This window comes from Microbacterium lemovicicum (assembly GCF_003991875.1).
GTDB classification, from domain to species: Bacteria; Actinomycetota; Actinomycetes; order Actinomycetales; family Microbacteriaceae; genus Microbacterium; species Microbacterium lemovicicum.
This window is the reverse complement of sequence record NZ_CP031423.1, coordinates 2,003,797-2,024,258: the sequence shown is the minus strand read 5'-3', so window position 1 is coordinate 2,024,258 and position 20,462 is coordinate 2,003,797. Positions and strand designations below refer to the sequence as shown.

26 protein-coding genes are annotated in these 20,462 nt (G+C 72.2%); 13 read left to right on the top strand and 13 right to left on the bottom strand.

All coding sequences use genetic code 11. From position 1 onward, the window contains the following. Positions 1-98 precede the first annotated feature (98 nt). Positions 99-1,031, top strand: a complete 933-nt coding sequence (locus CVS47_RS09520) for a diacylglycerol/lipid kinase family protein (protein WP_127095863.1) — start codon at positions 99-101, stop codon at positions 1,029-1,031. Between the two features lie 105 nt (positions 1,032-1,136). Here CVS47_RS09520 and CVS47_RS09515 read toward each other — a convergent pair whose 3' ends face one another. Together CVS47_RS09515 and CVS47_RS09510 are read right to left on the bottom strand one after the other, a co-directional pair. Further along, complete coding sequence (locus CVS47_RS09515; RefSeq protein WP_241240100.1) at positions 1,137-1,490, bottom strand: helix-turn-helix domain-containing protein; 354 nt, start codon at positions 1,488-1,490, stop codon at positions 1,137-1,139. Between the two features lie 114 nt (positions 1,491-1,604). Continuing rightward, positions 1,605-2,072: an Asp23/Gls24 family envelope stress response protein gene (locus tag CVS47_RS09510; protein ID WP_127095862.1), complete on the bottom strand. Its 468-nt coding sequence runs from the start codon at positions 2,070-2,072 to the stop codon at positions 1,605-1,607. Between the two features lie 160 nt (positions 2,073-2,232). On the opposite strand from CVS47_RS09510, the gene CVS47_RS09505 reads away from it, so the two are divergent. From CVS47_RS09505 to CVS47_RS09485, 5 genes are all read left to right on the top strand, one after another. Beyond that, entirely contained in the window at positions 2,233-2,784 is a 552-nt protein-coding gene (locus CVS47_RS09505; RefSeq protein ID WP_241240099.1) for an RNA polymerase sigma factor, read from the top strand. After that, positions 2,781-3,371, top strand: a complete 591-nt coding sequence (locus CVS47_RS09500; protein WP_241240098.1) for an Asp23/Gls24 family envelope stress response protein — start codon at positions 2,781-2,783, stop codon at positions 3,369-3,371. Before CVS47_RS09505 ends, CVS47_RS09500 begins: the two co-directional genes overlap by 4 nt. Beyond that, positions 3,368-3,682 (top strand): hypothetical protein, encoded by a 315-nt coding sequence (locus CVS47_RS09495; RefSeq protein WP_127095859.1) that lies wholly within the window; start codon positions 3,368-3,370, stop codon positions 3,680-3,682. Before CVS47_RS09500 ends, CVS47_RS09495 begins: the two co-directional genes overlap by 4 nt. Before the next feature lie 113 nt (positions 3,683-3,795). Next, positions 3,796-5,001, top strand: a complete 1,206-nt coding sequence (locus tag CVS47_RS09490; RefSeq protein ID WP_127095858.1) for an alcohol dehydrogenase catalytic domain-containing protein — start codon at positions 3,796-3,798, stop codon at positions 4,999-5,001. Continuing rightward, entirely contained in the window at positions 4,998-6,317 is a 1,320-nt protein-coding gene (locus CVS47_RS09485) for a cytochrome P450 (protein ID WP_127095857.1), read from the top strand. Before CVS47_RS09490 ends, CVS47_RS09485 begins: the two co-directional genes overlap by 4 nt. A 19-nt stretch (positions 6,318-6,336) precedes the next feature. Here the strand turns inward: CVS47_RS09485 and CVS47_RS09480 are convergent, their stop codons facing one another. After that, positions 6,337-9,021 carry an MMPL family transporter gene (locus CVS47_RS09480; RefSeq protein WP_127095856.1) on the bottom strand — a complete coding sequence of 895 codons (2,685 nt, stop codon included), beginning with the start codon at positions 9,019-9,021 and terminating at the stop codon, positions 6,337-6,339. 129 nt (positions 9,022-9,150) lie between these two features. Here CVS47_RS09480 and CVS47_RS09475 point away from each other — a divergent pair, with 129 nt between their 5' ends. Next, positions 9,151-9,696, top strand: coding sequence for a TetR/AcrR family transcriptional regulator (locus CVS47_RS09475; RefSeq protein WP_241240097.1), 546 nt, complete (start codon positions 9,151-9,153; stop codon positions 9,694-9,696). 14 nt (positions 9,697-9,710) lie between these two features. Here the strand turns inward: CVS47_RS09475 and CVS47_RS16785 are convergent, their stop codons facing one another. Further along, positions 9,711-9,866: a hypothetical protein gene (locus CVS47_RS16785; RefSeq protein WP_164734627.1), complete on the bottom strand. Its 156-nt coding sequence runs from the start codon at positions 9,864-9,866 to the stop codon at positions 9,711-9,713. Between the two features lie 123 nt (positions 9,867-9,989). On the opposite strand from CVS47_RS16785, the gene CVS47_RS09470 reads away from it, so the two are divergent. Continuing rightward, on the top strand, positions 9,990-10,319 hold the full coding sequence (locus CVS47_RS09470) for a biopolymer transporter Tol (RefSeq protein ID WP_127095855.1): 330 nt from the start codon (positions 9,990-9,992) through the stop codon (positions 10,317-10,319). 116 nt (positions 10,320-10,435) lie between these two features. After that, positions 10,436-11,650 carry an NAD(P)/FAD-dependent oxidoreductase gene (locus tag CVS47_RS09465; RefSeq protein ID WP_127095854.1) on the top strand — a complete coding sequence of 405 codons (1,215 nt, stop codon included), beginning with the start codon at positions 10,436-10,438 and terminating at the stop codon, positions 11,648-11,650. A 21-nt stretch (positions 11,651-11,671) separates the two neighbouring features. Here CVS47_RS09465 and CVS47_RS09460 read toward each other — a convergent pair whose 3' ends face one another. The 5 genes from CVS47_RS09460 to CVS47_RS16780 form a co-directional block, all read right to left on the bottom strand. Beyond that, the gene (locus CVS47_RS09460; protein ID WP_127095853.1) at positions 11,672-11,875 is read right to left on the bottom strand and encodes a hypothetical protein; all 204 of its coding nucleotides are present in this window, start codon (positions 11,873-11,875) and stop codon (positions 11,672-11,674) included. A gap of 57 nt (positions 11,876-11,932) precedes the next feature. Next, the gene (locus tag CVS47_RS09455; protein WP_127095852.1) at positions 11,933-12,358 is read right to left on the bottom strand and encodes a hypothetical protein; all 426 of its coding nucleotides are present in this window, start codon (positions 12,356-12,358) and stop codon (positions 11,933-11,935) included. Continuing rightward, the gene (locus tag CVS47_RS09450; protein WP_127095851.1) at positions 12,355-13,158 is read right to left on the bottom strand and encodes an SDR family oxidoreductase; all 804 of its coding nucleotides are present in this window, start codon (positions 13,156-13,158) and stop codon (positions 12,355-12,357) included. Before CVS47_RS09450 ends, CVS47_RS09455 begins: the two co-directional genes overlap by 4 nt. Positions 13,159-13,336: 178 nt before the next feature. Further along, a complete protein-coding gene (locus CVS47_RS09445) occupies positions 13,337-13,567 on the bottom strand; it encodes a hypothetical protein (protein ID WP_127095850.1) in 231 nt (76 codons plus the stop codon). A gap of 135 nt (positions 13,568-13,702) precedes the next feature. Further along, on the bottom strand, positions 13,703-13,852 hold the full coding sequence (locus tag CVS47_RS16780; protein ID WP_164734626.1) for a hypothetical protein: 150 nt from the start codon (positions 13,850-13,852) through the stop codon (positions 13,703-13,705). 87 nt (positions 13,853-13,939) lie between these two features. Here CVS47_RS16780 and CVS47_RS09440 point away from each other — a divergent pair, with 87 nt between their 5' ends. Genes CVS47_RS09440 through CVS47_RS09425 form a run of 4 tightly spaced genes read left to right on the top strand, consistent with a single transcriptional unit; the run spans position 13,940 to position 16,213 of the window. Further along, positions 13,940-14,704 (top strand): histidine phosphatase family protein, encoded by a 765-nt coding sequence (locus tag CVS47_RS09440; protein WP_127095849.1) that lies wholly within the window; start codon positions 13,940-13,942, stop codon positions 14,702-14,704. Further along, on the top strand, positions 14,688-15,542 hold the full coding sequence (locus tag CVS47_RS09435) for an ADP-dependent NAD(P)H-hydrate dehydratase (RefSeq protein WP_127095848.1): 855 nt from the start codon (positions 14,688-14,690) through the stop codon (positions 15,540-15,542). Before CVS47_RS09440 ends, CVS47_RS09435 begins: the two co-directional genes overlap by 17 nt. 58 nt (positions 15,543-15,600) lie before the next feature. Then, positions 15,601-15,930, top strand: coding sequence for a DUF7882 family protein (locus CVS47_RS09430; RefSeq protein WP_206502588.1), 330 nt, complete (start codon positions 15,601-15,603; stop codon positions 15,928-15,930). Between the two features lie 28 nt (positions 15,931-15,958). Then, complete coding sequence (locus CVS47_RS09425) at positions 15,959-16,213, top strand: hypothetical protein (protein ID WP_127095847.1); 255 nt, start codon at positions 15,959-15,961, stop codon at positions 16,211-16,213. Between the two features lie 127 nt (positions 16,214-16,340). Here the strand turns inward: CVS47_RS09425 and CVS47_RS09420 are convergent, their stop codons facing one another. From CVS47_RS09420 to CVS47_RS09405, 4 genes are all read right to left on the bottom strand, one after another. After that, the gene (locus tag CVS47_RS09420; protein WP_164734625.1) at positions 16,341-17,096 is read right to left on the bottom strand and encodes an EAL domain-containing protein; all 756 of its coding nucleotides are present in this window, start codon (positions 17,094-17,096) and stop codon (positions 16,341-16,343) included. A gap of 67 nt (positions 17,097-17,163) precedes the next feature. Further along, a complete protein-coding gene (locus CVS47_RS09415) occupies positions 17,164-17,922 on the bottom strand; it encodes a glycosyltransferase family 2 protein (RefSeq protein WP_127095845.1) in 759 nt (252 codons plus the stop codon). Continuing rightward, positions 17,919-19,343, bottom strand: a complete 1,425-nt coding sequence (locus tag CVS47_RS09410) for a bifunctional PIG-L family deacetylase/class I SAM-dependent methyltransferase (protein ID WP_127095844.1) — start codon at positions 19,341-19,343, stop codon at positions 17,919-17,921. Before CVS47_RS09410 ends, CVS47_RS09415 begins: the two co-directional genes overlap by 4 nt. A 1-nt stretch (position 19,344) precedes the next feature. After that, the gene (locus CVS47_RS09405) at positions 19,345-20,409 is read right to left on the bottom strand and encodes an acyl-CoA dehydrogenase family protein (protein ID WP_241240096.1); all 1,065 of its coding nucleotides are present in this window, start codon (positions 20,407-20,409) and stop codon (positions 19,345-19,347) included. Between the last annotated feature and the right edge of the window lie 53 nt (positions 20,410-20,462).

The window sequence follows — 20,462 nt, the reverse complement described above, 5'->3', positions numbered from 1 at the left end:
GCGTACCTTAACGAGGGATGCCTGCGACACGGGGCAGCACGGCTGCGCGGCGGCACAGCAGCACAGCAGCACAGCAGCACAGCAGGGGAGAGGAACCCATGGATACGCGCATCGCGGTCGTCTGGAACCCGTCGAAGACCGATCGGGAGACCCTGGAGGAGCCCCTGCTCGCCGTCGCCGGTCCCGCCGACATCCAGTGGTGGGAGACGACGCAGGACGACCCCGGCGCCGGAGCGACCGCCCGTGCCCTGGAGGCCCACCCGTCGCTCGTTATCGTCGCCGGCGGAGACGGAACCGTGCGCGCCGTCGCCGAGCATCTGGCCGAGGTGGAGTCGGACGTCGCGCTGGGCATCGTGCCGCTCGGCACCGGCAATCTGCTCGCCCGCAACCTCGAGGTCCCGATCAACGACGTCCGCGCCGCGATCACGCGCGCCCTGACCGGAGAGGCGACGGCCGTCGACGTCGGCTGGGTCGAGGTCGACCTTCCGGAGGGCACCGAGCGTCACGCGTTCGTCGTGATGATCGGGTTCGGCATCGACGCCCACATGATCGCCGAGACCAATGACGACCTCAAGAGCAAGGCTGGATGGCTGGCGTACGTCGAGTCGCTGGGACGTGCTCTGCAGGCCAGCGAGATCATCCCGTTCAACCTCAGCGTCGACGACCAGCCGGGTCGGGACGAGGACGGGCACACGCTGCTCATCGCCAACTGCGGCTCGCTGCAGGGCGGCGTCACCCTTCTGCCGGATGCGGACCCGTCCGATGGTGAGCTCGATTTCCTCCTGCTGAGCGCCGAGGGCTTCGGCGAGTGGATGGGCACCCTCAAGACGATGGCCTGGGACAACGGGCTGAAGCGTCTCCTCACCAAATCCGACGACACCGTCGACAGCGACTCCGTCACGCACGGACGCGCGCGCGCCCTGACGGTGACCCTCGAGGAGCCTCGGCCCTTCGAGATCGACGGCGAGGAGATCGGCGAGACGAAGGCGTTCCGGGTCAGCATCCAGCCCGGCGGGGTCCACGTTCGCTGAACAGGCGACCGGCCGTCGCCGATCGACGGCCGATGCTGAACGCGGCGTCCGGAGTCCCGGCGGCCCTTTCGCGCTGAGAAAGCCCCGGAATCCGGATGCCGCAGCTCAGCGTCCTTGACGCTTCTTGAACGGCTTCGGCTGACCCTTGACCACGGGCGCCCGACCCTTGCCCTTGGAAGCCTTGGCCTTTCCGCCCCCTGCGGGCTTGGGCGGTGCCACGGGCGGGGGAGCGGCGGCGAGCCGCGCGCGCGCCTCCACGAGCAGCAGCTCACCCGCGGGCGTCAGCCGGGTCGGGCCGCCGTCGCGGGTGAGGAGAGGATGCCCCACCTCGGCTTCGAGCTTGTCGAGGGTCGTGTACAACGACGCCAGGGGGATGCCGAGCGCGTCCGCCGCCCGCGGGAAATGCAGTTCCTCCGCCGCGGCGACGAAGCGTGCGAGCTGGGTCGTGTTCATCGTCATGCACCGATTCTCCCCGACACCGTCCCGCGCCGTGCACAGAGAACGAGGCGGCGGGCACCAGCCCACCGCCTCGTCTCATCGCGGATCACGACGAGGCGTGACCCGCGAGCGGCGTCAGGAGACGCGCGACTCCGACTCGTCGTCGTTGCCGTCGTCCTCGCCGGGGATGTGGACGTCGTTCACGTCGATGTTGACCTCGACGACCTCGAGGCCGGTCACACGGGCGATCGCACCGGCGACGGCGGCGCGGACCTGGCCGGCCACCTCCTGGATGCGCGCGGGGTACTCGACGACGATCGTCAGATCGGCGGCGGCCTGCGTGTCGCCCACCTCGACCTTGACGCCCTGGGTCAGGTCGGTCGCGTTGACCGCGTCGCGGATGGCGCCGAAGGCGCGGGCTCCGCCGCCTCCGAGCGCGTGCACGCCGGCGACCTCACGGGCGGCGATGCCGGCGACCTTGGCCACCACGCCGTCGGCGATGTGCGTGGTGCCTGCTGCGGACTCCTCGCCGCGGAGGCTGCGCGTCTCGAGCGTGCGGTCCACGCGGCCGGCGGTGGTGGTCTTCTGGTCTTCGGTTGCCATGAGATCTCCTATCTCGAAGTGTGGTGAATTACAACCCGGGCGGTTGCCTATTCGGGCGCGTTATCTTCGGCCCAGTGATAAGAGGTCCGCAGCGGCGGATCCGTCACAAATGAGTTCGGTCGGATTCCGAGGGGTCGTGGTGGGGCAGACGCAGTCAGAGGTGAACGAGGCACTCGCCGCCGTCTCGGATCACATCCTCGTCCAGCGGTCCGTGGACGGCGACCCGGTCGCCTTCGGCGAGATCGTGCGGCGGCACTCCTCCCTCATGCGGGCGTACGTTTTCCGCATCGTCGGCTCGATCTCCGAAGCGGACGACGTGGTGCAGGAAGCCTTCGTCGTGGCGTGGAAGCAGCTGCCCACCCTGCGCGACCCCTCAGCCGTGAAGGCGTGGCTGATGCGGATCGCCAGTCGCGAGGCGTTCGGCCACATCCGCCGTCGTCCGGCGGAGCAGCCCTTCGAGGACTACTCCCGTACGACGCCGGTGGACGCGCAGCCCGAGAACGTCGCGGTGCGCAACGCCCAGCTGAGGGCCCTGTCCGCAGCGCTGGACAAGCTGTCCGACGACCAGAGACAGGCTTGGCTCCTGCGGGAGATCGCGGAACTGAGCTATACAGAGATTGCGGAAGAGATGGACATACCTCCCAGCACGGTGCGAGGCATCCTGTCACGGGCTCGTGCGAGCATCGCCGTCCAGATGGAGGAGTGGCGATGAGCGACGACAGGGTCCCCGACAAGCTCGACTGCGGTCGTTCGGTCGAGGAGCTCAGCGCGTACCTCGAGGCGGGCCGGCAGCCCTACGACCGCGACATCGAGACGTGTCCGGACTGCCTCAACGCGATCGAGTCCCTGCAGCGCGTCGGCCAGCTCTCGCGCGACCTCGTCGCGGAGGATGCGGCGCTGCTGCCTGCGCCGCCGCAGAGCTGGTTCGAAGGCATCTTCTCGGCGATCCACTCCGAGCTGCGGGCGGGCCGCAGCATCCCGATCACACATCCCGATCCGCGGGTGTCGATCACCCTCGCGGAAGGAGCGGTGCGGTCGCTGCTGCGTTCGGTCGGCGATTCGCTGGACGGCGTCTTCATCGGACGCACGGAGATCGTCGGCGACGCCGAGATCCCGGGCGCACCCGTGCAGGTCGTGCTCACCGCGACGATCGGATGGGGTCAGTCGATCCCCGACGTCTCCGAGACCCTGCGCGTCAAGGTCTTCGAAGCGCTCGAGCGCCACACGGAACTGAATGTCACGGCCGTCGACGTGATCGTCGAAGACATCCACGGATACACCCCGAAGGACGAGAGATGACCGACACGACCCCGCTCGCGCCCGACTTCGTGACCCGCATCCGCGCGGTCGACGGCGTCACCGACGTCTTCTCGTATCCGACGGGCCTCGCGAGGGTGCCCGGTGTGATCGCCGCGGCGACCGGCGCCGCGGAGGACCGGCGCACCGACCTCGCGATCACCGTCCGCGACGGCGTGCCGACCCTCGCCACCCGCATCGCGGCATCGGCCGTGGACCGGGCTCCCGACGCCGCACGCCGGGTCGCGGACGCCCTCCTCGACCTGACACCCCCCAACGTGCGCATCGCCATCCAGGTCGCCCGGATCCACTGAGCGCCGCAGGCGGCCGTCGTCCGTCTTTCAGGTCATCGGCGTCGAGTCAACGCCCTCGGCGACGGCGACCTCCGCGCGCACACTGAACCCTCATCTCGAGGAAGGCAGTGCGCATGAAGGCGTTGACATGGCAGGGCAAGCGGAACGTCTCGGTCGAGACGGTCCCCGACCCGGTGATCCAGCATCCGACGGACGCGATCATCCGGGTGACCTCGACGGCGATCTGCGGTTCCGACCTGCACCTGTACGAGGTGTTCGGGCCGTTCCTGGACGCCGGCGACATCCTGGGGCACGAGCCGATGGGCGTGGTGGTCGAGGTGGGCTCGGCCGTGACCTCACTGGCGGTGGGCGACCGCGTCGTCGTGCCGTTCAACATCTCCTGCGGAGAGTGCTTCATGTGCCGCCGCGGCCTGCAGTCGCAGTGCGAGACGACGCAGGTCACCGAGTACGGCAGCGGCGCCTCCCTGTTCGGCTACACCAAGCTGTACGGGCAGGTGCCCGGCGGGCAGGCGGAGTACCTCCGCATCCCGCTGGCCGACTACAACCACGTGCGCGTCGGCGATGAGCTGCCCGACGATCGCTACCTCTTCCTGAGCGACATCCTCCCCACCGCCTGGCAGGGCGTGCAGTACGCCGAGGTGCCGCAGGGCGGGACCATGGTCGTGATGGGTCTCGGACCGGTCGGCCAGTTCGCCGCCCGCATCGGCGTGCAGCGCGGCTATCGGGTGCTGGCGGTCGAGCCCGAGGCCGACCGTCGCGCCATGGCCGAGCGCCACGGCGTGCTCGCCTACGACCTGACGGATGACGTCGTGGACCAGCTCCGCGATGTGACGGAGGGCCGGGGAGCGGACGGCGTGGTGGACGCGGTCGGGCTCGAGGCGCACGGCAATCCGGGCGTGAAGTTCGCGCAGAACGCCATCGGCCTGCTGCCGGACGGCATCGCGCAGAAGCTGATGGACACCGCCGGCATGGACCGGCTCGCCAGCGTGTACGCCTCGATCGACGTCGTGCGCCGCGGCGGCACAGTGTCGTTGTCGGGCGTCTACGCCGGCGACGCGGACGTGCTGCCCATGAAGACGATGTTCGACAAGCAGCTCAGCCTGCGGATGGGCCAGTGCAACGTCAAGAACTGGGTCGAGGACATCCTGCCGCTCGTCGAGGACCCGGCCGATCCGCTCGGTGTGATGGACCTCGTGACGCACCACGCGCCGCTCGAGGACGCGCCCGCGCTGTACGAGACGTTCCAGAAGAAGGAGGACGGATGCATCAAGGTCGTCCTCCGGCCCGGCGCACCGGTCGTCGCGGGCGGGAGAGCATGAGGACCCCTCTCCACGAGGACGGCGTCGGGCTGCTGCTGCACGGCTACGGCCTGGGCGCCCGCATCTGGGCGCGCGTGCCCCGCGGCGCGCGGGCCGCACCCATGCGGCTGCTGGGACGTCCGGCGCTGTTCGTGCGCGGCGCGGAGGGCGTCGCCGCGTTCTACGACGAGACCCGGGTGGCGCGGCACGGTGCGATGCCGGCCCTGGTGCAGGGCACGCTCTTCGGCCGGGGATCGGTGCACAGCCTCGACGGCGACGAGCACCGGCACCGCAAGCGCACGTTCGTCGACGTCGCCTACGACTCCGATGAGGTCGCGCGCTACCTGCCGCTCCTCGAGACGGAATGGCAGGCGGAGGTGGCCGACTGGGCGGCGGGCTCCCAGCGCTCCGCCTACGACGCGGCCGTCGGGACGTTCGGACGCTCGGTGATGGCGTGGGCGGGGCTGCCGGGCACCCGCGCCGCCCGCACGCGGTGGGCGGCGCGCCTCGCGCAGATCGTCGACGGCTTCGGAACGCCGTACTCGCCCGCCTACCTCGCCGCCGCCGCGAACCGGTGGTGGTCGGACCGGCACGCCCGCGACCTCATCGAAGCCGTCCGTGCGGGTGCCCTCGAGCCGGCGAAGGGCACCGCACTGCACGCCTGGGCGTGGCACGGCGATGCCGGGGGCGCGCTCCTGTCATCCCGGCTCGCGGGCGTCGAGCTGCAGAACAGCATGCGCCCGATGATCGCGGTCGCGCGCTTCGTCGCCTTCGCCGCGAAGGAGCTGCACGACCGGCCGGAGTGGCGGGCGCGCATCGCGGTCGAGACGGCGGAGCGCGGACGCGTCGTCGGCGGTCCGCTCGCGACGGCGTTCGCGCAGGAGATCCGGCGCACGGCGCCCTTCGTGCCGATGCTGCCCGGATGGGCGCTGAGCGACGTCTCAGTGGGCGGCGAGACCGTGCGGGCCGGCGGGCGGGTCGTGCTCGACATCCTCGGCACCGATCTGGACGAGCGCTCCTGGGAGCGACCGGAGGACTTCGACCCCGAGCGGTTCGTCGGCGTCGACGACTACGAGGCGCTCGAGGCGTTCATCCCGCACGGAGGTGCGGACGTGGCATCCGGTCATCGCTGTCCCGGTGAGAGGCTGGCCATCGCCGGACTGGCGGCGGCCGTGGCGGCGCTCAGCGATCCGCGCGTCGGCATCCTCGGCGACGGCCTCGAGGTGAACCGCCGTCGGATGCCGACCATGCCGGCCTCGGGCGGACAGGTGCGCGCCGGCGGCGGCGGGTGTCCGTTCCACCGGTCGGAGGGCACGCCGCCGGACCGCGGACTCTGACAGCGACCGCCGACCGGCCTCAGACGCCGACGTGGGAGGGATGCCGCCGTTCGAGGGCGGATCCCTCCACGTCGACGTTGGGGATGATGCGGTCGAGCCATGTCGGCAGCCACCACGCCGCGCCGCCGAGGAGGTGCATCAAGGCGGGCACGAGCAGCATCCGGACGACGAACGCGTCGAAGAGCACGCCGAGCGCGAGCCCCACGCCCATCGACTTGATGATGACCGCCTCGGAGCTGATGAAGCCCGAGAACACCGCGATCATGATGAGCGCCGCCGCCGTGACGACCGTCCGACCCGCCCGGAACCCCTGGGCGACGGCGAGGCGAGGTGCCGCACCGTGCGCCCACGCCTCCCGCATGCCGGTGGTGAGGAAGAGCTGGTAGTCCATCGCCAGGCCGAAGAGGATGCCCACGAGGATCACCGGCAGGAAGCTCAGGATCGGCCCGGGGTTGCTCACACCCAGGACGGAGGCGAACCAGCCCCACTGGAACACGGCCGTCACCGCGCCGTAGGTCGCGAAGAGCGACAGCACGAAGCCCGCGGTCGCCAGCAGGGGCACGAGGAGCGAGCGGAAGACCATCAGCATGATGAGGAAGGACAGCCCCACCACGACCAGCAGGTACAGCGGCAGCACGTCCGCGAGGCCCTCGGAGATGTCGATGTTGATCGCGGCCTGACCGGCGACGCCCAGCGGGATGTCGCCGTCGACCGGCGGCAGCGTGCGCAGCGTCCGCACGAGCTCCGTCGTGGAGTCGCTGTTGGGCCCCTCGGCCGGCAGCACCTGGAACGCGGCGAGCCGGTTGTCGTCGGAGATGGCGACCGGCGCCACGGTGACGACGTCGTCCTGCGCGGCGAGCTCGCGGGCGACGGCGAGGCGGGCATCCAGCGCGCCGTCGTCGTCGAGGCCCTCGGGCAGGGCGGCGGTGACCAGGAGCGGACCGTTCACCCCGGCGCCGAATGCCTGCTCGGTCAGTGTGAACGCCCGGTAGGCGGTGGAATCCGCGGCCTCCGACCCGCCGTCGGGCAGTCCCAGACGCATCGACAGGGCCGGGATCGCGACGACCAGCAGCGCGACGGTGGCCACGAGCACCGTGAGCGCCGCGCGCCACGTCGGCATCGGGGTGACGGCGGGGCCGCGGTGCGCGCGACGCGACGATGTCGTCGGCGTGGAGCCGGTGTCGGCGGCGACGGTCGCGACCGATCCCGTGGCGGCTTCGCGCAGGGCCCGGCGGGTGAGAGGAGGGCCATCGGATGCCCCGGCCTGGCCGCTGCGCGACGGTGCAGCCGCAGCCGCAGCCGGTGCCGACGCCGCAGCCGGTGCCGCCACGGGGTGCGCCGCCGCAGCCGCGGCGCGCTCCCGCGCCCGACGGCTGAGGATGCGGGTGCCGGCGAGACCGAGCAGGGCCGGGATCAGCGAGATGGCGATGAGGACGGCGATCAGCACGCTCACCGCGCCGACGGTGCCCATGAGACCGAGGAACGGGATGCCGGTGATGTTGAGCGCGAGGAGCGCGACGACGACCGTGGTGCCGGCGAAGACGACCGCGTTGCCGGCGGTGCCGTTCGCGAGGCCGATCGACTCGCGGACGTCGGCGCCCTGAAGGAGCTGCTTGCGGTGGCGGTAGAGGATGAACAGCGCGTAGTCGATGCCGACGGCGAGTCCGAGCATGACGCCGAGGATCGGGGTCACCGAGGCCATCTGGACGACGCCGGAGAAGGCGAGGGTCGACAGCGCGCCGATCGCCACGCCGACGAGCGCCGTCACGATCGGGAACGCGGCGGCCAGGAGCGATCCCAGCACGACGATGAGGACCACGGCGGCCAGCGCGACGCCGAGCGCCTCGCCGACGCCGAGGATCTCTGGGATGCCCTGGGCGATGTCGGTGGAGATGGCGACCTCGACGCCGTCGATCGGCGTCTCGGTGAAGTGCGCGATGACCGCGTCCTTCGCCTCCTGCGGCAGCTCGAGGCGGGGGACGGTGAACTGCACGTTGGCGATGGCGGTGGCGCCGTCGCCCGACACGACGCGGATGCCGTCGGTGTAGCCGAGGAGCTCGGCACCCTTCTCCAGCTTCGCCGACTCCTGGTCGAGGGTGGTGAGGCCGGCGGTCAGCTGCGCCTGCTGCTCCTCGAGCTGCGCTCGCTGAGCGTCGAGCTGCTGCTGCTGGGCGTCGAGGGCGGCGGTGTCGGCGCCGGCCGCCACCGCCTGCGCGCGCGCGGCGTCGAGCTGCGCCTGACCGGCGGCGAGCTGGGCGCTGCCGGCATCCAGCTGCTGCTGCCCGCTCCCGGCCTGAGCGCGGCCGGCCTCGATCTGCGCGCGTCCGTCGTCGATCTGCTTCTGCTGATCGGCCAGCTGCGCGGCCGTGTCGAAGGGATCGATGACATCGGACACGTCGGGGAGGCTCCGCGCCGTCGTGATGACGTCGGTGATGGCGGCGCGCTGAGCGTCGGTGAGCGCGTTCCCGTCGGTGGCGTGGAAGACGATCGTGCCCGAGCCTCCGCTGAAGGCCGGGAGCTCCTTCTCGAGATCCTCGATGACCTTGCCGGAGGCCGTGTTCGGCACGTCGAAGCTCGAGCTCAAGCCGGAGAATCCGACCAGGAACCCACCGACCGCGAGGGCGAGGATGGCGATCCAGGCGGAGATGACCGTCCATGCGCGGCGCGCGGCGAACGTTCCCAGGCGGTGCAGCAGCTCGGCCACTCTTCTCCTCTGATGCGGGGGGCGTCGTCCGACGAAGCGGTTGCCTCGACGCGGACGTGCGGAGCTAAGATAACACGGTCCGTCTCGTCTTCTGGAGGGAGCTCCGTGGCCCTACCCCGCAGCGGCCCCGTGCGCAGTGAGCATGCACGCCGGGCGATCCTTCAGGCGACGGCCACGCTTCTGGCCGAGCGGGGGTACGACCACCTCACGATCGAGGGGATCGCCGCCGCCGCCGGCGTCGGCAAGCAGACGATCTACCGGTGGTGGTCGTCGAAGGGCGACATCATCGCCGAGTGCCTGCTCGAGGGGATGGTGGTCCCGGGCCGCGGCGAGCTGCCGGACACGGGAGACATCCGAGCAGACCTGACCCGGTGGCTGCGGGATCTGGCCGACATGCTCGCCCGGGACGAGGGCGAGCTGCTGCTGCGGTCGCTCATCGCCGCCGCCGCCGAGCACGTCGAGGTAGGGCGACGCCTCCGTGACGTGCTGGCCGGCCCCGAGTCCCTCTCCGGACGACTCGAGCGCGCCACGGGCACGGTGCCGAACCTTCCGCGCGGGGCGCCGGTGGAGGAGATCGCCGAGGCACTCATCGGGGCGCTCCTCCTCCGGGCCCTCAGCCGGTCGCCGCTGCAACCAGCCGACATCGATCGGCTGCTGCGCGCGGTGCTCGGCTGAGACGCTCCCGCGGATCAGGGATGCGTCTGCGCGGTGCCGTCCGCGGCATCCGGCGGCAGCTGATCGCTGACGGCATCGGTCTTCACCTCGTCCGACATGGCATCGGTCGGCGGCGCGTCGTCGTGCTGCGCGTCGTCGCTGTGACGGGTATGGGGTTCGCGATCGCTCATGATGGATCCTCTCTGCGACCGGCGCACGCCGGTCTGACCCGAGCCTGCGCCCGCGAGGCGCGTGTCGGCACGGGCTTCCTCCCGCAGCGCCGAGGTGGTAGCCGCCGGCGATAGCGTCGAGCCATGTCCGCCGGCGAGCACGACGAGGAACGATGGCTGGTCATCGACGGGCGCCGCTGGCGCCGGACCGATCCGGCGATCCCGGAGGAGCTGGCCGCCGCCCTGCGCTCGCACCTCGGTCGCGGGCGTTCCGGCGTCCGCTCGGCGAAGCGCGCCGGCGACGAGGAGGCCATCGCGGCGGCCCGGCGGAGGGTGGGGCTGGCCAAGCACGGACTGGGGGAGCGGGGACCCTACTGGTGGGAACGGCCGGAGCCGGAGCGGGTGGCCGACGCGCGCGCCGCGCTGCGCGATCTCGACGCGCTGCCCGACCCCGACCCGCTGCGCGACGACTGAGGCGCGGCCGCCGCCGCTCGACCTGTCAACCCCGCCGGATCGCGGCCCGACGGCGCCTACGCTCGTCGGAAGCCGGTCCGCGAGCAGCGCGACCCGCAGCATCCGTCTGGAGATCCATGCCGTCCGACCGCCCGTCATCCTTCCATCGCGTCCTGGTGATCGGAGGCGGCAACGGCGGCCTCTCGGTCGCCGGACGCCTGCGCCGACAGGGCGTCACGGACATCGTGGTGGTCGAACCGCGCACCGAGCATTTCTACAAGCCGCTCTTCAGCTACATCGCCGGCGGCACGGCGCGGGCTGCGGAGGTCGTCCGCGACCAGGGGGCCGTGACGCCGAAGGGCGTGTCGTGGATCCGCGACGCCGTCACCGGCATCGATCCCGAGGCGAGCTCCGTGACGCTCGCATCGGGAGCCACGGTGCGCTACGAGCACCTCATCGTGTGCCCCGGCATCCAGCAGGACTGGGATGCCGTCCCCGGCCTGGCGGAGGCGGTGTCCACCCCGGAGGTCGCGTCGAACTACACGCTCGACCTGGCGGTCAAGACGTCACGCCTGCTGCAGGGCGTCACCCGGGGCACGGTGGTCTTCGCGCAGCCGCCCGGACCCGCCTCGTGCGCGGGCGCCATCCAGAAGCCGATGTACCAGGCCTGCGCGTACTGGCGTGCGCGAGGCGTGCTGGATGACATCCGCGTCGTGCTGGTCGTCCCCGATGCCACCGTGTACGGCGTGCCCGAGGTCGACAGGGAGCTCGAGCGCAAGATCGCCGAGTACGGCATCGAGCTGAGCACGGCCAGCACCGTCGCCGAGGTGGACGGCGCGGCCCGCACCGTGCTGATCGCCCGCAGCGACGGCCGCCGTGCGCGCAGACTGGAGTACGACGCCCTCGTCATCGAGCCGCCGCAGAGCGCTCCGGACTGGCTCGCCGCCACCACGCTCGCGGACCCGGGCGACGAGCGGAGATTCGTGGAGGTGGACCCGCGCACGCTCCGCCACCGGCGGTACCCGAACGTGTGGGCGCTGGGCGATGCCGCGGCCACGACCAACTCGAAGTCGGGCGGGGCGCTGCGGAAGCAGACGATGGTCCTGGCGAAGAACCTCACCGCGGTGCTCCGCGGTCGCCGGCCGTCCGCGCAGTACGACGGCTACGGCGTCTGCCCGTTCACCGTGTCGCGCTCGACGGTGGTCTTCGCGGAGTTCGACGACGAGCTCCGCCTGCAGCCCTCGGTGCCGTTCTGGCGCGGCCTGGTGCGCGAGCGCCGGCTGACGTGGTTCCTCGACCGGCACGTGCTGCCGTGGGTGTACTGGAACCTGATCCTGCAGGGCCGCGCCTGACAGCGGCGCGGAGCTCGGCAGTCAGTCGTCCTCGCCCCGCGTCGGCCCACCCGGACGGACCACCGCGTCGTCGCGCACATCGATCCGCGTGACCCCTTCGCGGTGCGTCACGTCGATGCGCGGCGCCGCATCCGCCTCGACGGCGTCGGGTGCCGCCAGGAGTTGGTCGCGGCGCTTGGCCTCGTCGTCCATGGGATCTGCAGCGGCATCGGTCCGGTCGGTCACGGGAACAGGCTACGTCGTGGCGCATCCGGGCGCCGCGGGGATTGACAGCCCGTCAGCTCACACGTTCCAGGCGACGAGGCCGATGAGGAGCAGCAGCACCAGGGTGACGGCCACCTGCGCGGCGAAGACGATCGGCACGCCGCGCGCCCGACGGCTGCGTCCTCGCGATCGGATGAGCGCGGCGGCCGCCCAGGCGAGGCAGCCGACCTGCACCGCGATGCCGAGCCAGGCCGGAGCGGCGCTCACGGGGATGAGGAACGCCAGCACGGCGATCGCCACCACCGAGAACACGATGACCACGATCGTCCAGATGGGCGCGCGACGCTCGTCGTCGGTCTTCTCGTCGGGGGCCGTGGACCCGGTGGGCGTCTGGGCCACGGCCGCGCTGCCGGCGAGATGCTCGGCATCGACGCCGGGTTCGAGGCTCTGCACCCAGTCCCGGGCTTCCGCGCCCTTCTCCGGCTCGGAACCGGGGGTGCTCATGCGCGGCGCCAGTCGTCCGACGTGAGGTGGGATCCTGCCTGCGGGCCCATCTGCAGCATCCCGCCGTCGACGACCCAGCTCGCACCCGTCACGTACGACGCCGCGGGGGTGGCGAGGAACGCGACGACCGCCGCGATCTCCTCGGGCCGGCCGGGGCGACCCAGCGGGATGCCGCCGCGATGGGTGGACTCGGCATCCTCCGCGTCCATGTCGTTGAGCGGGGTCGCGATCTCCCCCGGGCCGACGGCGTTCACCGTGATGCCGTGCTCGCCGAGCTCGAGCGCCATCACCTTCAGCAGCCCGCCGAGGCCGTGCTTGGCGGCGACGTAGTTCGCCGATCCCACGCGCGGCTGGTGCTCGTGCACGCTGGTGATCGCCACGATGCGCCCGCCGCGGTCGGCGGCCACCATGCGCCGCGCGGCCGCCTGGAGGCACACGAAGGCGCCGTCGAGGTTGAGCGCCAGCGTCGAGCGCCACTCGTCGAGCGGCAGGTCGAGGAAGGGCGTGCCGCCTCCACCGCCGGCGTTGCTGACGAAGACGTCCAGTCCGCCGAGCTCGTCGGCGAGGTCGTCGATGACGGCACCGGCTTCATCGAGCTGCGTGACGTCGAGCTGCCGCACGACGGCGGTGCGCCCGCGCCGGCGGACGAGGTCCGCGGTCTTCTGGGCGCCCTCCTCGTCGCTGTGCCAGGTGACGCCGACGTCGAGACCGGCGTCGGCGAGCGCGACGGCCGTGGCGGCGCCGATACCCGAGTCGGAGGCGGTGACGATGGCGGTGGCGGGGGAGAAGGGCTGGGTCATGTTCGCACGCTAATCGCGGCGGCGGCACCACGTGGCGGGGTTTACACGGCGGGAGGCGGACGCTAGACCCTGCGCGGTCCGCCGGGACGCAGGGAGAAAAGAAGAACCTCCTGTGATCCCGATCCGACTTCGAGGAGTCGGACGCGATCGCAGGAGGCTGGTCGTGCCGTGGCGCGTGTCAGTGCACGCGGGCCGTCAGGACGGCGTCCCTGGCCAGCTCGAGGCTCGACCATTCGCCGACATAGGTCCGCGTGGAGTTCCGCGCGAAGAACCGGCGCTCGCTGTGCTGCTCGATCGTTCCGAGGAACATCCCGTCGGCACTGGCGACCCAGAATCCCGGTTCCACCTCACGCCACACAGGATCGGCTGGCTGACCCTGTTTCGGCGGGGCACTTTCGATGAGTGTCATCTGTGCTCCTTCGCATCCCGGCGCTTCTCGCGCCGCACCTTGATTAGAACGCCGACGGTGCAGGAGACCATGGGGATTGACAAAAGCGGGGACCCGCGTTCTCGCGAGTCCCCGCTTTCCGGTCCCCCGGAAACCTCAGGCGGACGGCGCCTCGGGGTCGAGGGCCTTCAGCTGGTCCTCCTCCACGGCGTTGTCGGCCTGGAGCTGATCCTGCGTGGTCTCGTCTCCGCCGAGGGGCAGATCATCGGCGTCGGGGCGGTCGGAGGGTGTCGAGGTCTGGTCCATGCAGCACACGCTACGCCCACCGCCGACGGCGGGGGCCGGTGTCAACCCTCAGACGGATGCCGGCGAACCGTCCCTAGCGTGAGGGGCATGACGATCACAGAGCTATGGCTGGTGCGGCACGGCGAGAGCGTCGGCAACCTCCGCGCGTCGCACGCCGAGCGGGAGGGGCTCGAGACGATCGACCTCGAGGACCGCGACGCGGACGTGCCGCTGTCCGAGGTCGGCGAGGAGCAGGCCCGGGCCCTGGGCGCGTGGCTGAGCGAGCATCACCCCGCGCACGTGTGGGTCTCCCCGTACGTCCGCGCCCGCCAGACCCTGCAGCTCGCCGCCGATGACGCGGGGGTCGCCGTCTCGCCGCGGCAGGACGAACGGCTCCGCGACCGCGAGCTCGGCATCCTCGATCTCCTGACACGGGACGGAGTGGAGCGCCGGCACCCCGAGGAGGCCGCCCGTCGCCGCCGGCAGGGCAAGTTCCTGCACCGCCCACCGGGCGGGGAGTCCTGGGCCGACGTCGCGCTGCGTCTGCGGTCTTTCGTGCGGGACGCGCTGGGCTCCGCTCCCGCCGATGTCCGTGCCGACGCCGACCAGCAGCCCTCGCCCGGCACGGGAACGGGCCTGATCGTCGCCCACGACGCCGTCGTGATGCTGCTGCTGTACGTCCTCCTCGGCTGCACGGAGAAGGAGCTGATGGAGTACGCCGCGGCCCACACCGTGCTCAATGCCTCCGTGACGACGCTGGTGCGCGACGGAGACGAATGGATGCTGCGCTCCTTCTCCGATGTGTCGCACCTGCAGCGGGAGGGCGCCGACGTCACGGCGCACCCGGGGAGCCCCGATGTCCAGCCCGCGTAGTCGTCGCGGTCGCAGGATCACCCCGGCGGTCCTGCGCGGCTGGGGACTGCCCGAACCCGGCGAGGACAAGAAGGCGCGCGGGCGCATCATCGTCGTGGGCGGCTCCCGCCGGTCGCCCGGAGCCGTGCTGCTGGCCGGCGAGGCGGCGCTCCGCAGCGGCGCGGGGCGACTCGGGCTCGCCGTGCCCGGTTCGGTCGAGGCGCAGATGGGGGTCGTCATCCCCGAGGCGGCGGTGCTCACGCTGCCCGAGAGCGCCGACGAGTCTCTGAGGGGCACGCTGCGCGACGAGGTGGAGGGCGCGGATGCCGTGCTGGTCGGCCCCGGGTTCGACGATCCGGACGACACCCGCGGAACGCTGACTGCGGTGGCGGAGCTGTCGCCGGCCGTGCTCGTGCTGGACGCCTTCGCGCTCGGTGTGCTCCCCGGCATCGATCGCGGCGCCCTCCCGGACGCGCTGATCCTCAACCCGAACCGCGAGGAGGTCGCGATCCTCCTCGACGGCGACGGGTCAGATGATCCTCTCGCCGATCTGCGCGCCGTCGCAGCGCGGTACCGGGCGGTGGTGAACTCCTACGGGATGGTCGCGGCGCCCGACGGGCGGGCCTGGCGCGTGCAGATCGGCGGACCGGGACTGGCGACCTCCGGCAGCGGTGACGTCCTCGCCGGGGCGATCGCCGGCTTCGCCGCGCAGGGCATGGAGCCGGAGCGCGCGGCGGTCTGGGGCAGCTGGGCGCAGGCACGTGCCGGGCAGCGGCTGACCGCAGCATCCGGTCTCGGCTTCCTCGCCCGTGATCTCGCCCGCGAGGTGTCGGCGGCGGTCAACGAGGTGCGCGCCTAGCGCGTGCAGCCCCCCGCGGATCGCCGTGGGAGGATGGGGCCAGGTGAATGGAGGTCTCGTGGGCAGACTCGTGTACGGCGCTCCCAACTGGTTCGTGGAGTTCGAAGATCGGGCACTGGCGCACCTGCGGATCGTGATGCTCGCGAAGCTCCGGCGCGCCGAGAGCTTCAGCTTCTCCTGGAAGCAGGACTCCATCCGCGGCAGCGGGCGCAGCTCCTTCTGGGTGCACCCCTCCATCCCGCTGCAGTTCGAGTTCTTCGGAGGCCGCGAGCCGGCGCTCAACCGCGAGTGGATCGAAGCGCTCATGGTGACCGCCAACAGCCCGAACGGTCTCGAGCTCGTACCGGAGCCGACGCGCTCGGCGCCTCCCGGCCCTGGGGGCGCGTAGAGAAGATGACGATGTCAAAGGAGATCACATGCCCAGCGTGAACAGACTGACCGTCGACGGTCGGGATTACTTCCTGCCCGACCCGGTCACCGAGCTCCGCGAGAAGATCCTCGACGCGGTACGCCAGGGCGGCGGGTACGTGAACATCCCGCCCCTGCGCTCAGGCCCCGGCATCGACATCCTCTTCTCGCCGGGCATGCCGGTGGTCTGGACGCGCATCGACGTCGGCGGCGACACGGACGACGCCGACGACGCGGCGTCGGACACCTTCACCGACATCTGACGCCCGCCGTCGCCACGAGAGCCCGCCCGCGCGCCGCGCCGGCGGGCTCTCGCACGCCGGGAGTGTGGAAGTCGGCGGACCGTTCACGAGACCCCACCGTGACCACGGCGGGACGTCGGCCGGGCCGTCAGGCCGCGAGCAGCTGGTCGATGGCGTCGCGCATCATCGGCCGGCCGAGCAGGTAGCCCTGCGCGCGGTCGCAGCCGATCGTCTCGGCGCGCCGCAGGTGGCGAGGAGTCTCGACGCCCTCTGCGACGACGCGGATGCCGCGGGCGTGCGCATTCGCGACGACGTCGGCGAGATCCTCCGCCGGATACTCCCGGTCGTCCTGGATGAGCGTGCGGTCGAGCTTCAACTCCGTCACGGGAAGATCGGCGAACTGATCTGGGGAGGCGTGCCCGGTGCCGAAGTCGTCGAGCGCGACCCCGAGGCCGAGCTGCCGCAGCTCCGTGAGCCGCAGCACCATGACGCCCATGTCCGACACCGGCAGCGATTCGGTGATCTCCACCGTCATCGTGCGCGCCGGCAGCGAGGTCGAGCGGAGCCGCTCGACGAGTGCGTCCGCGAAGACCTCGGAGGCGAGCTGCACGGGGGAGGTGTTCACCGACACGGAGACCTGCAGGCCGTCCGCGAACCAGGCCTCGGCCGCCGCGAAGCAGACGTCGAGCATGAAATCGCCGATGTCGTGGATGACGCCGGAGCGCTCGGCGAGGTCGATGAACTCCTGCGCGGGGACCAGACCGAGGCGCGGGTGCCGCCAGCGGCAGAGCCCCTCCACGGCCACGATGCCGCCCGTGCGCAGGTCGATCTGCGGCTGGAAGACGGGGAAGAGCTGGTTGCCCGGCACCGCGACGCGCAGGTCGGCGGCGAGTTCGGCGGGCATGATCACGCCCTCCATACTCCTCTTTTCCCGTGATCGGACAACACGTAGAGGGATCGGGGAAGCTGCGCTAGAGTACGAGTTTTCGCGTCGCCGGAGACAATCTGGCAGACCGCTGATCGACGAGGTCATCATCCGAGACCTCGTCGGTCAGGTCCGCCGCGAGAGCCCTCAGGAAGGCGGCATAGCCGCCGGGCGTGCGTCCCGTGAACCGTGCGGAGGTGAGCACCTCGGCCTCGTCGGAGACGACGACCGTCGCGTCGACGGATCGTGCTCGCGCGACGAGCTCGACGTCCTCGTGCTCCGCGACGGCGGGGAAGCCGCCGGCTGCGAGGTAGACGTCCGCGCGCAGGCCGAGGTTCGCCCCGTGGACGTTGCCGGCGGGCCGGCCACGGGGATGGGTCGCCGTCCAGTGCGCGGCGTGGCGCGCGCTCAGCCCCCGGAAGTCAGGGCGCACGGTGCCGAGCACCAGGCCTGCTCCCGCGTCGCGCAGAGCCAGCTGGTGGGCGAGCCAGTGCGGTGGCACGATCGAGTCCGCATCGGTGTGCGCGAGCCACAGGTGCGACGGGTCGCCGTCGAGCAGCTCGAGGGCGCGCGCCGTGCCGGCCCTTCGGGCCGCGCCCACCAGCCCGGCGGCCAGCTCCACCGTGCGCACGCCGGTCGCGGTCGCGATGCGGGCGGAGCCGTCACTGCACGCGTCGAGAGCGACCACGATCTCGACGGGCACAGGCACGGCTGCCGCGGCGACGAGGATCGAGGCGAGGCAGTCGCCGAGCAGCTCCTCCTCGTCGTGCACGGGCACGATCACCGCCGTGCGGGTCGGCGTCACGGGAGCAGACCCGTCTCCGCCGCCACGGAGCGCGCGGGTGCGGTGCCGAAGACGTCCAGGAGGAAGTCCTCCTCCTCGTGGTGGACGATCGTGTGCAGGTCCGGCTGCGTGCGCAGGGCCACGTGCACGCCGTCGCCGGTCACGGGGTGGGAGGCGACGGGGTGCCGCCAGTGGCAGGCGACGATGTGGCCGCCCGGTCGGAGGCTCCGCAGCATCCGATCGATCGCGCGCTCGAGATCGGCCGCGTCCCAGTAGTAGCCCAGCTCCGACAGCACGATCAGGTCGAACGCGCCGTCGGGCCACTCCGCGGGGAGTGCCGCCTGTCGCAGCTCGACGGACTCCCGGTCGCCGATGCGCTCGCGTGCGGCGTCGAGGGCAGCCTGCGCGAAGTCGACGGCGGTCACCCGCTCGCAGCGATCCGCGAGGGCGGCGGTGAGCGCACCCGTGGAACAGCCCAGTTCGAGCGCGTGCTCGTACCCCCGGCGCGGCAGCGCGCCGAGCAGCACGGCGCGCTTGCGCTGCTCGTACCATCGCGTGTCGAAGCCCCAGGGGTCGCCGTTGCGGTCGTAGAAGTCGTCGAACCACTGGCGCGGGGTGGAGCCCGGCGAGGGCTCTTCCTGCGTCGGCGCAACCGTCGTCGCGGCGCTCTCCATCAGAGGGGACGACGGTGCGGCCGCGTCGAGGACGAGGATCTCGAACGGGCGGGAGAAGTGTGCGCGCATCCCGCTGTGCAGAACGGCCTCGTCGCCGACGGCCGGCGAGAGAGGAGACGTCTGGCTGCGGTGCTCGGCCATGGCGCGCGCCTTGAGCTCCTGCGCCTCGCCGTCCAGCGGCACGCGCTCCATGTGCTCCCAGGGCGCGTCGGCCGGGGTGCCCCAGTGCCACAGCCAGATCGGGTATCCGCGGAAGGCGGCGCCGCGTCGCCGGCACACCTCCGCCGTCGCCTCGGCCGCGGCACGATGATCGCCGTGCCCGTCGCCCGACCACGGGGCGATGACCAGGGCGGGCTGCGGAAGGGTGTCGAGCACGTCGGAGACGGCGCCCGCGAGCACCCGGGCGTGGGCGGCGACAGCGCCGTCGGGAATCCCGAGGAACTCGGGTGCGGAGCCGGGGTTCAGCAGCTCGAGCGCGGCGGTCACCTCGTCGCGGCGGGTGCGGGCGAGCTCGGCGGGCGAGCGGGTCGGCGACGCGGGATGGGATCCCTCGCCGTCGGTCGCGACGATGACCCGCACGGGCGTGCCCCGCCGCGCGACGAGGCCGATCAGCCCGCCGGCGCCGAGCGTCTCGTCGTCGGGATGGGCGGCCACCACGACGAGTGCGGCGACGTCCAGGTCGGCACGGGAGACGGCGGCGGTGCGGAACGCCGCGGCCCACTCGTCCTCGGGGGTGCCGGGGTCGAGGTGGCTGAAGCCGCCGGCCATGTCAGCGCCCCTCGGCCGCGGCGACGACGCGGCGGCCGATGCCGGCGACGTCCCGGGCGCCGTGCTGCTGGCGCAGGTAGATGCGCAGGTCGGCCGTCCGGCGGGCGTGCGCGGCGTCGGCGACGAGCGGCAGCGGGCCGAGCGCCTCGTCCGCCTCGTCGAGAGCGAGCTGCGCCGCCTCGGACACGGTGGCCCTCACGCGCGCGGCGAGGAGGCGCTCGTCGACCTCGGCGCCTCCGTCGATGACGTCGGCGGCCTCCACCAGCACGGCGCGCGCGGCCCAGAGTGCGGCATCCGCCCGACCGAGGTGCACGAGGGAGAGCTGGTCCGCGCGGTCGGCGGCCGCCGCGGTGCACAGCGGGGTGAGCAGCGCGGATGCTCCGCCCCACCAGCAGGCGGCGACACCCATGCCGCCGCGCGCGAACCCCGGTCGGGCGAGGTACCACCCGGGATCGCCGATGGCTGCGGCCGGGACGTCGTCGAAGTCCACCGGTGCGCTGACGATGTCGGGGAAGCCGTGCGAGTGCCATGGACCGCCATGAGCGTGGACGCCGGCGTCGCCGAGCGACACCGCGAAGAGCCCACGGCTGTCGTCGTCGTCGACCCAGGCGGTCACCAACGCGTGGCTGAGGCGACCGGCCAGCGAGCACCACGGCTTCGTGCCGTCCAGCCGCCACCGGTCGCCGTCGCGGCGCGCGGTGACGCGCATGCCCGACCCCTCGGCCGCGAAGACGCCCCAGGTCGCGGCGTCCGGCACGTCGGCAGGCCCCGCGATCCCCTGTTGCGCCGCCTCGTGGAGGATGCGCAGGGCGTCGACGTGCGGCTCGAGGATGCGGGCGGCGGCGACATCGCGGGAGGCGACCACGGCGAGGGTCTCCCACACCGCGGCGACGGACTCCTCCGCGGCGATGCGTCCGCCGACGGTGGCAGCCCATCGCAGCGTGGCGTCGACGTCGCGTCCGAAGCCGGGCTCGGCGGCCGCGGATCGCCGGACGGACGATGCCGACGGCGACAGCACGCCGGAGGCGCGGAGGCCCGCCGGTTCGTCGATCGGCGAGGCAGTCACGGTTCGATTCTCGTCGGGCGCGGACGACGGAGCCGGGGCCTTGCCGCGCCCGG

Coding starts and splice junctions, on each gene's coding strand:
- CVS47_RS09470 (WP_127095855.1), top strand. CDS start 9,990: ATGTCCGCCGGCGAGCACGACGAGGAACGATGGCTGGTCATCGACGGG.
- CVS47_RS09410 (WP_127095844.1), bottom strand. CDS start 19,343: ATGGCCGGCGGCTTCAGCCACCTCGACCCCGGCACCCCCGAGGACGAG.
- CVS47_RS09495 (WP_127095859.1), top strand. CDS start 3,368: ATGACCGACACGACCCCGCTCGCGCCCGACTTCGTGACCCGCATCCGC.
- CVS47_RS09485 (WP_127095857.1), top strand. CDS start 4,998: ATGAGGACCCCTCTCCACGAGGACGGCGTCGGGCTGCTGCTGCACGGC.
- CVS47_RS09465 (WP_127095854.1), top strand. CDS start 10,436: ATGCCGTCCGACCGCCCGTCATCCTTCCATCGCGTCCTGGTGATCGGA.
- CVS47_RS09490 (WP_127095858.1), top strand. CDS start 3,796: ATGAAGGCGTTGACATGGCAGGGCAAGCGGAACGTCTCGGTCGAGACG.
- CVS47_RS09435 (WP_127095848.1), top strand. CDS start 14,688: ATGTCCAGCCCGCGTAGTCGTCGCGGTCGCAGGATCACCCCGGCGGTC.
- CVS47_RS09500 (WP_241240098.1), top strand. CDS start 2,781: ATGAGCGACGACAGGGTCCCCGACAAGCTCGACTGCGGTCGTTCGGTC.
- CVS47_RS09450 (WP_127095851.1), bottom strand. CDS start 13,158: ATGACCCAGCCCTTCTCCCCCGCCACCGCCATCGTCACCGCCTCCGAC.
- CVS47_RS09520 (WP_127095863.1), top strand. CDS start 99: ATGGATACGCGCATCGCGGTCGTCTGGAACCCGTCGAAGACCGATCGG.
- CVS47_RS09440 (WP_127095849.1), top strand. CDS start 13,940: ATGACGATCACAGAGCTATGGCTGGTGCGGCACGGCGAGAGCGTCGGC.
- CVS47_RS09420 (WP_164734625.1), bottom strand. CDS start 17,096: ATGCCCGCCGAACTCGCCGCCGACCTGCGCGTCGCGGTGCCGGGCAAC.
- CVS47_RS09445 (WP_127095850.1), bottom strand. CDS start 13,567: ATGACACTCATCGAAAGTGCCCCGCCGAAACAGGGTCAGCCAGCCGAT.
- CVS47_RS09425 (WP_127095847.1), top strand. CDS start 15,959: ATGCCCAGCGTGAACAGACTGACCGTCGACGGTCGGGATTACTTCCTG.
- CVS47_RS09510 (WP_127095862.1), bottom strand. CDS start 2,072: ATGGCAACCGAAGACCAGAAGACCACCACCGCCGGCCGCGTGGACCGC.
- CVS47_RS16780 (WP_164734626.1), bottom strand. CDS start 13,852: ATGGACCAGACCTCGACACCCTCCGACCGCCCCGACGCCGATGATCTG.
- CVS47_RS09455 (WP_127095852.1), bottom strand. CDS start 12,358: ATGAGCACCCCCGGTTCCGAGCCGGAGAAGGGCGCGGAAGCCCGGGAC.
- CVS47_RS16785 (WP_164734627.1), bottom strand. CDS start 9,866: ATGAGCGATCGCGAACCCCATACCCGTCACAGCGACGACGCGCAGCAC.
- CVS47_RS09515 (WP_241240100.1), bottom strand. CDS start 1,490: ATGACGATGAACACGACCCAGCTCGCACGCTTCGTCGCCGCGGCGGAG.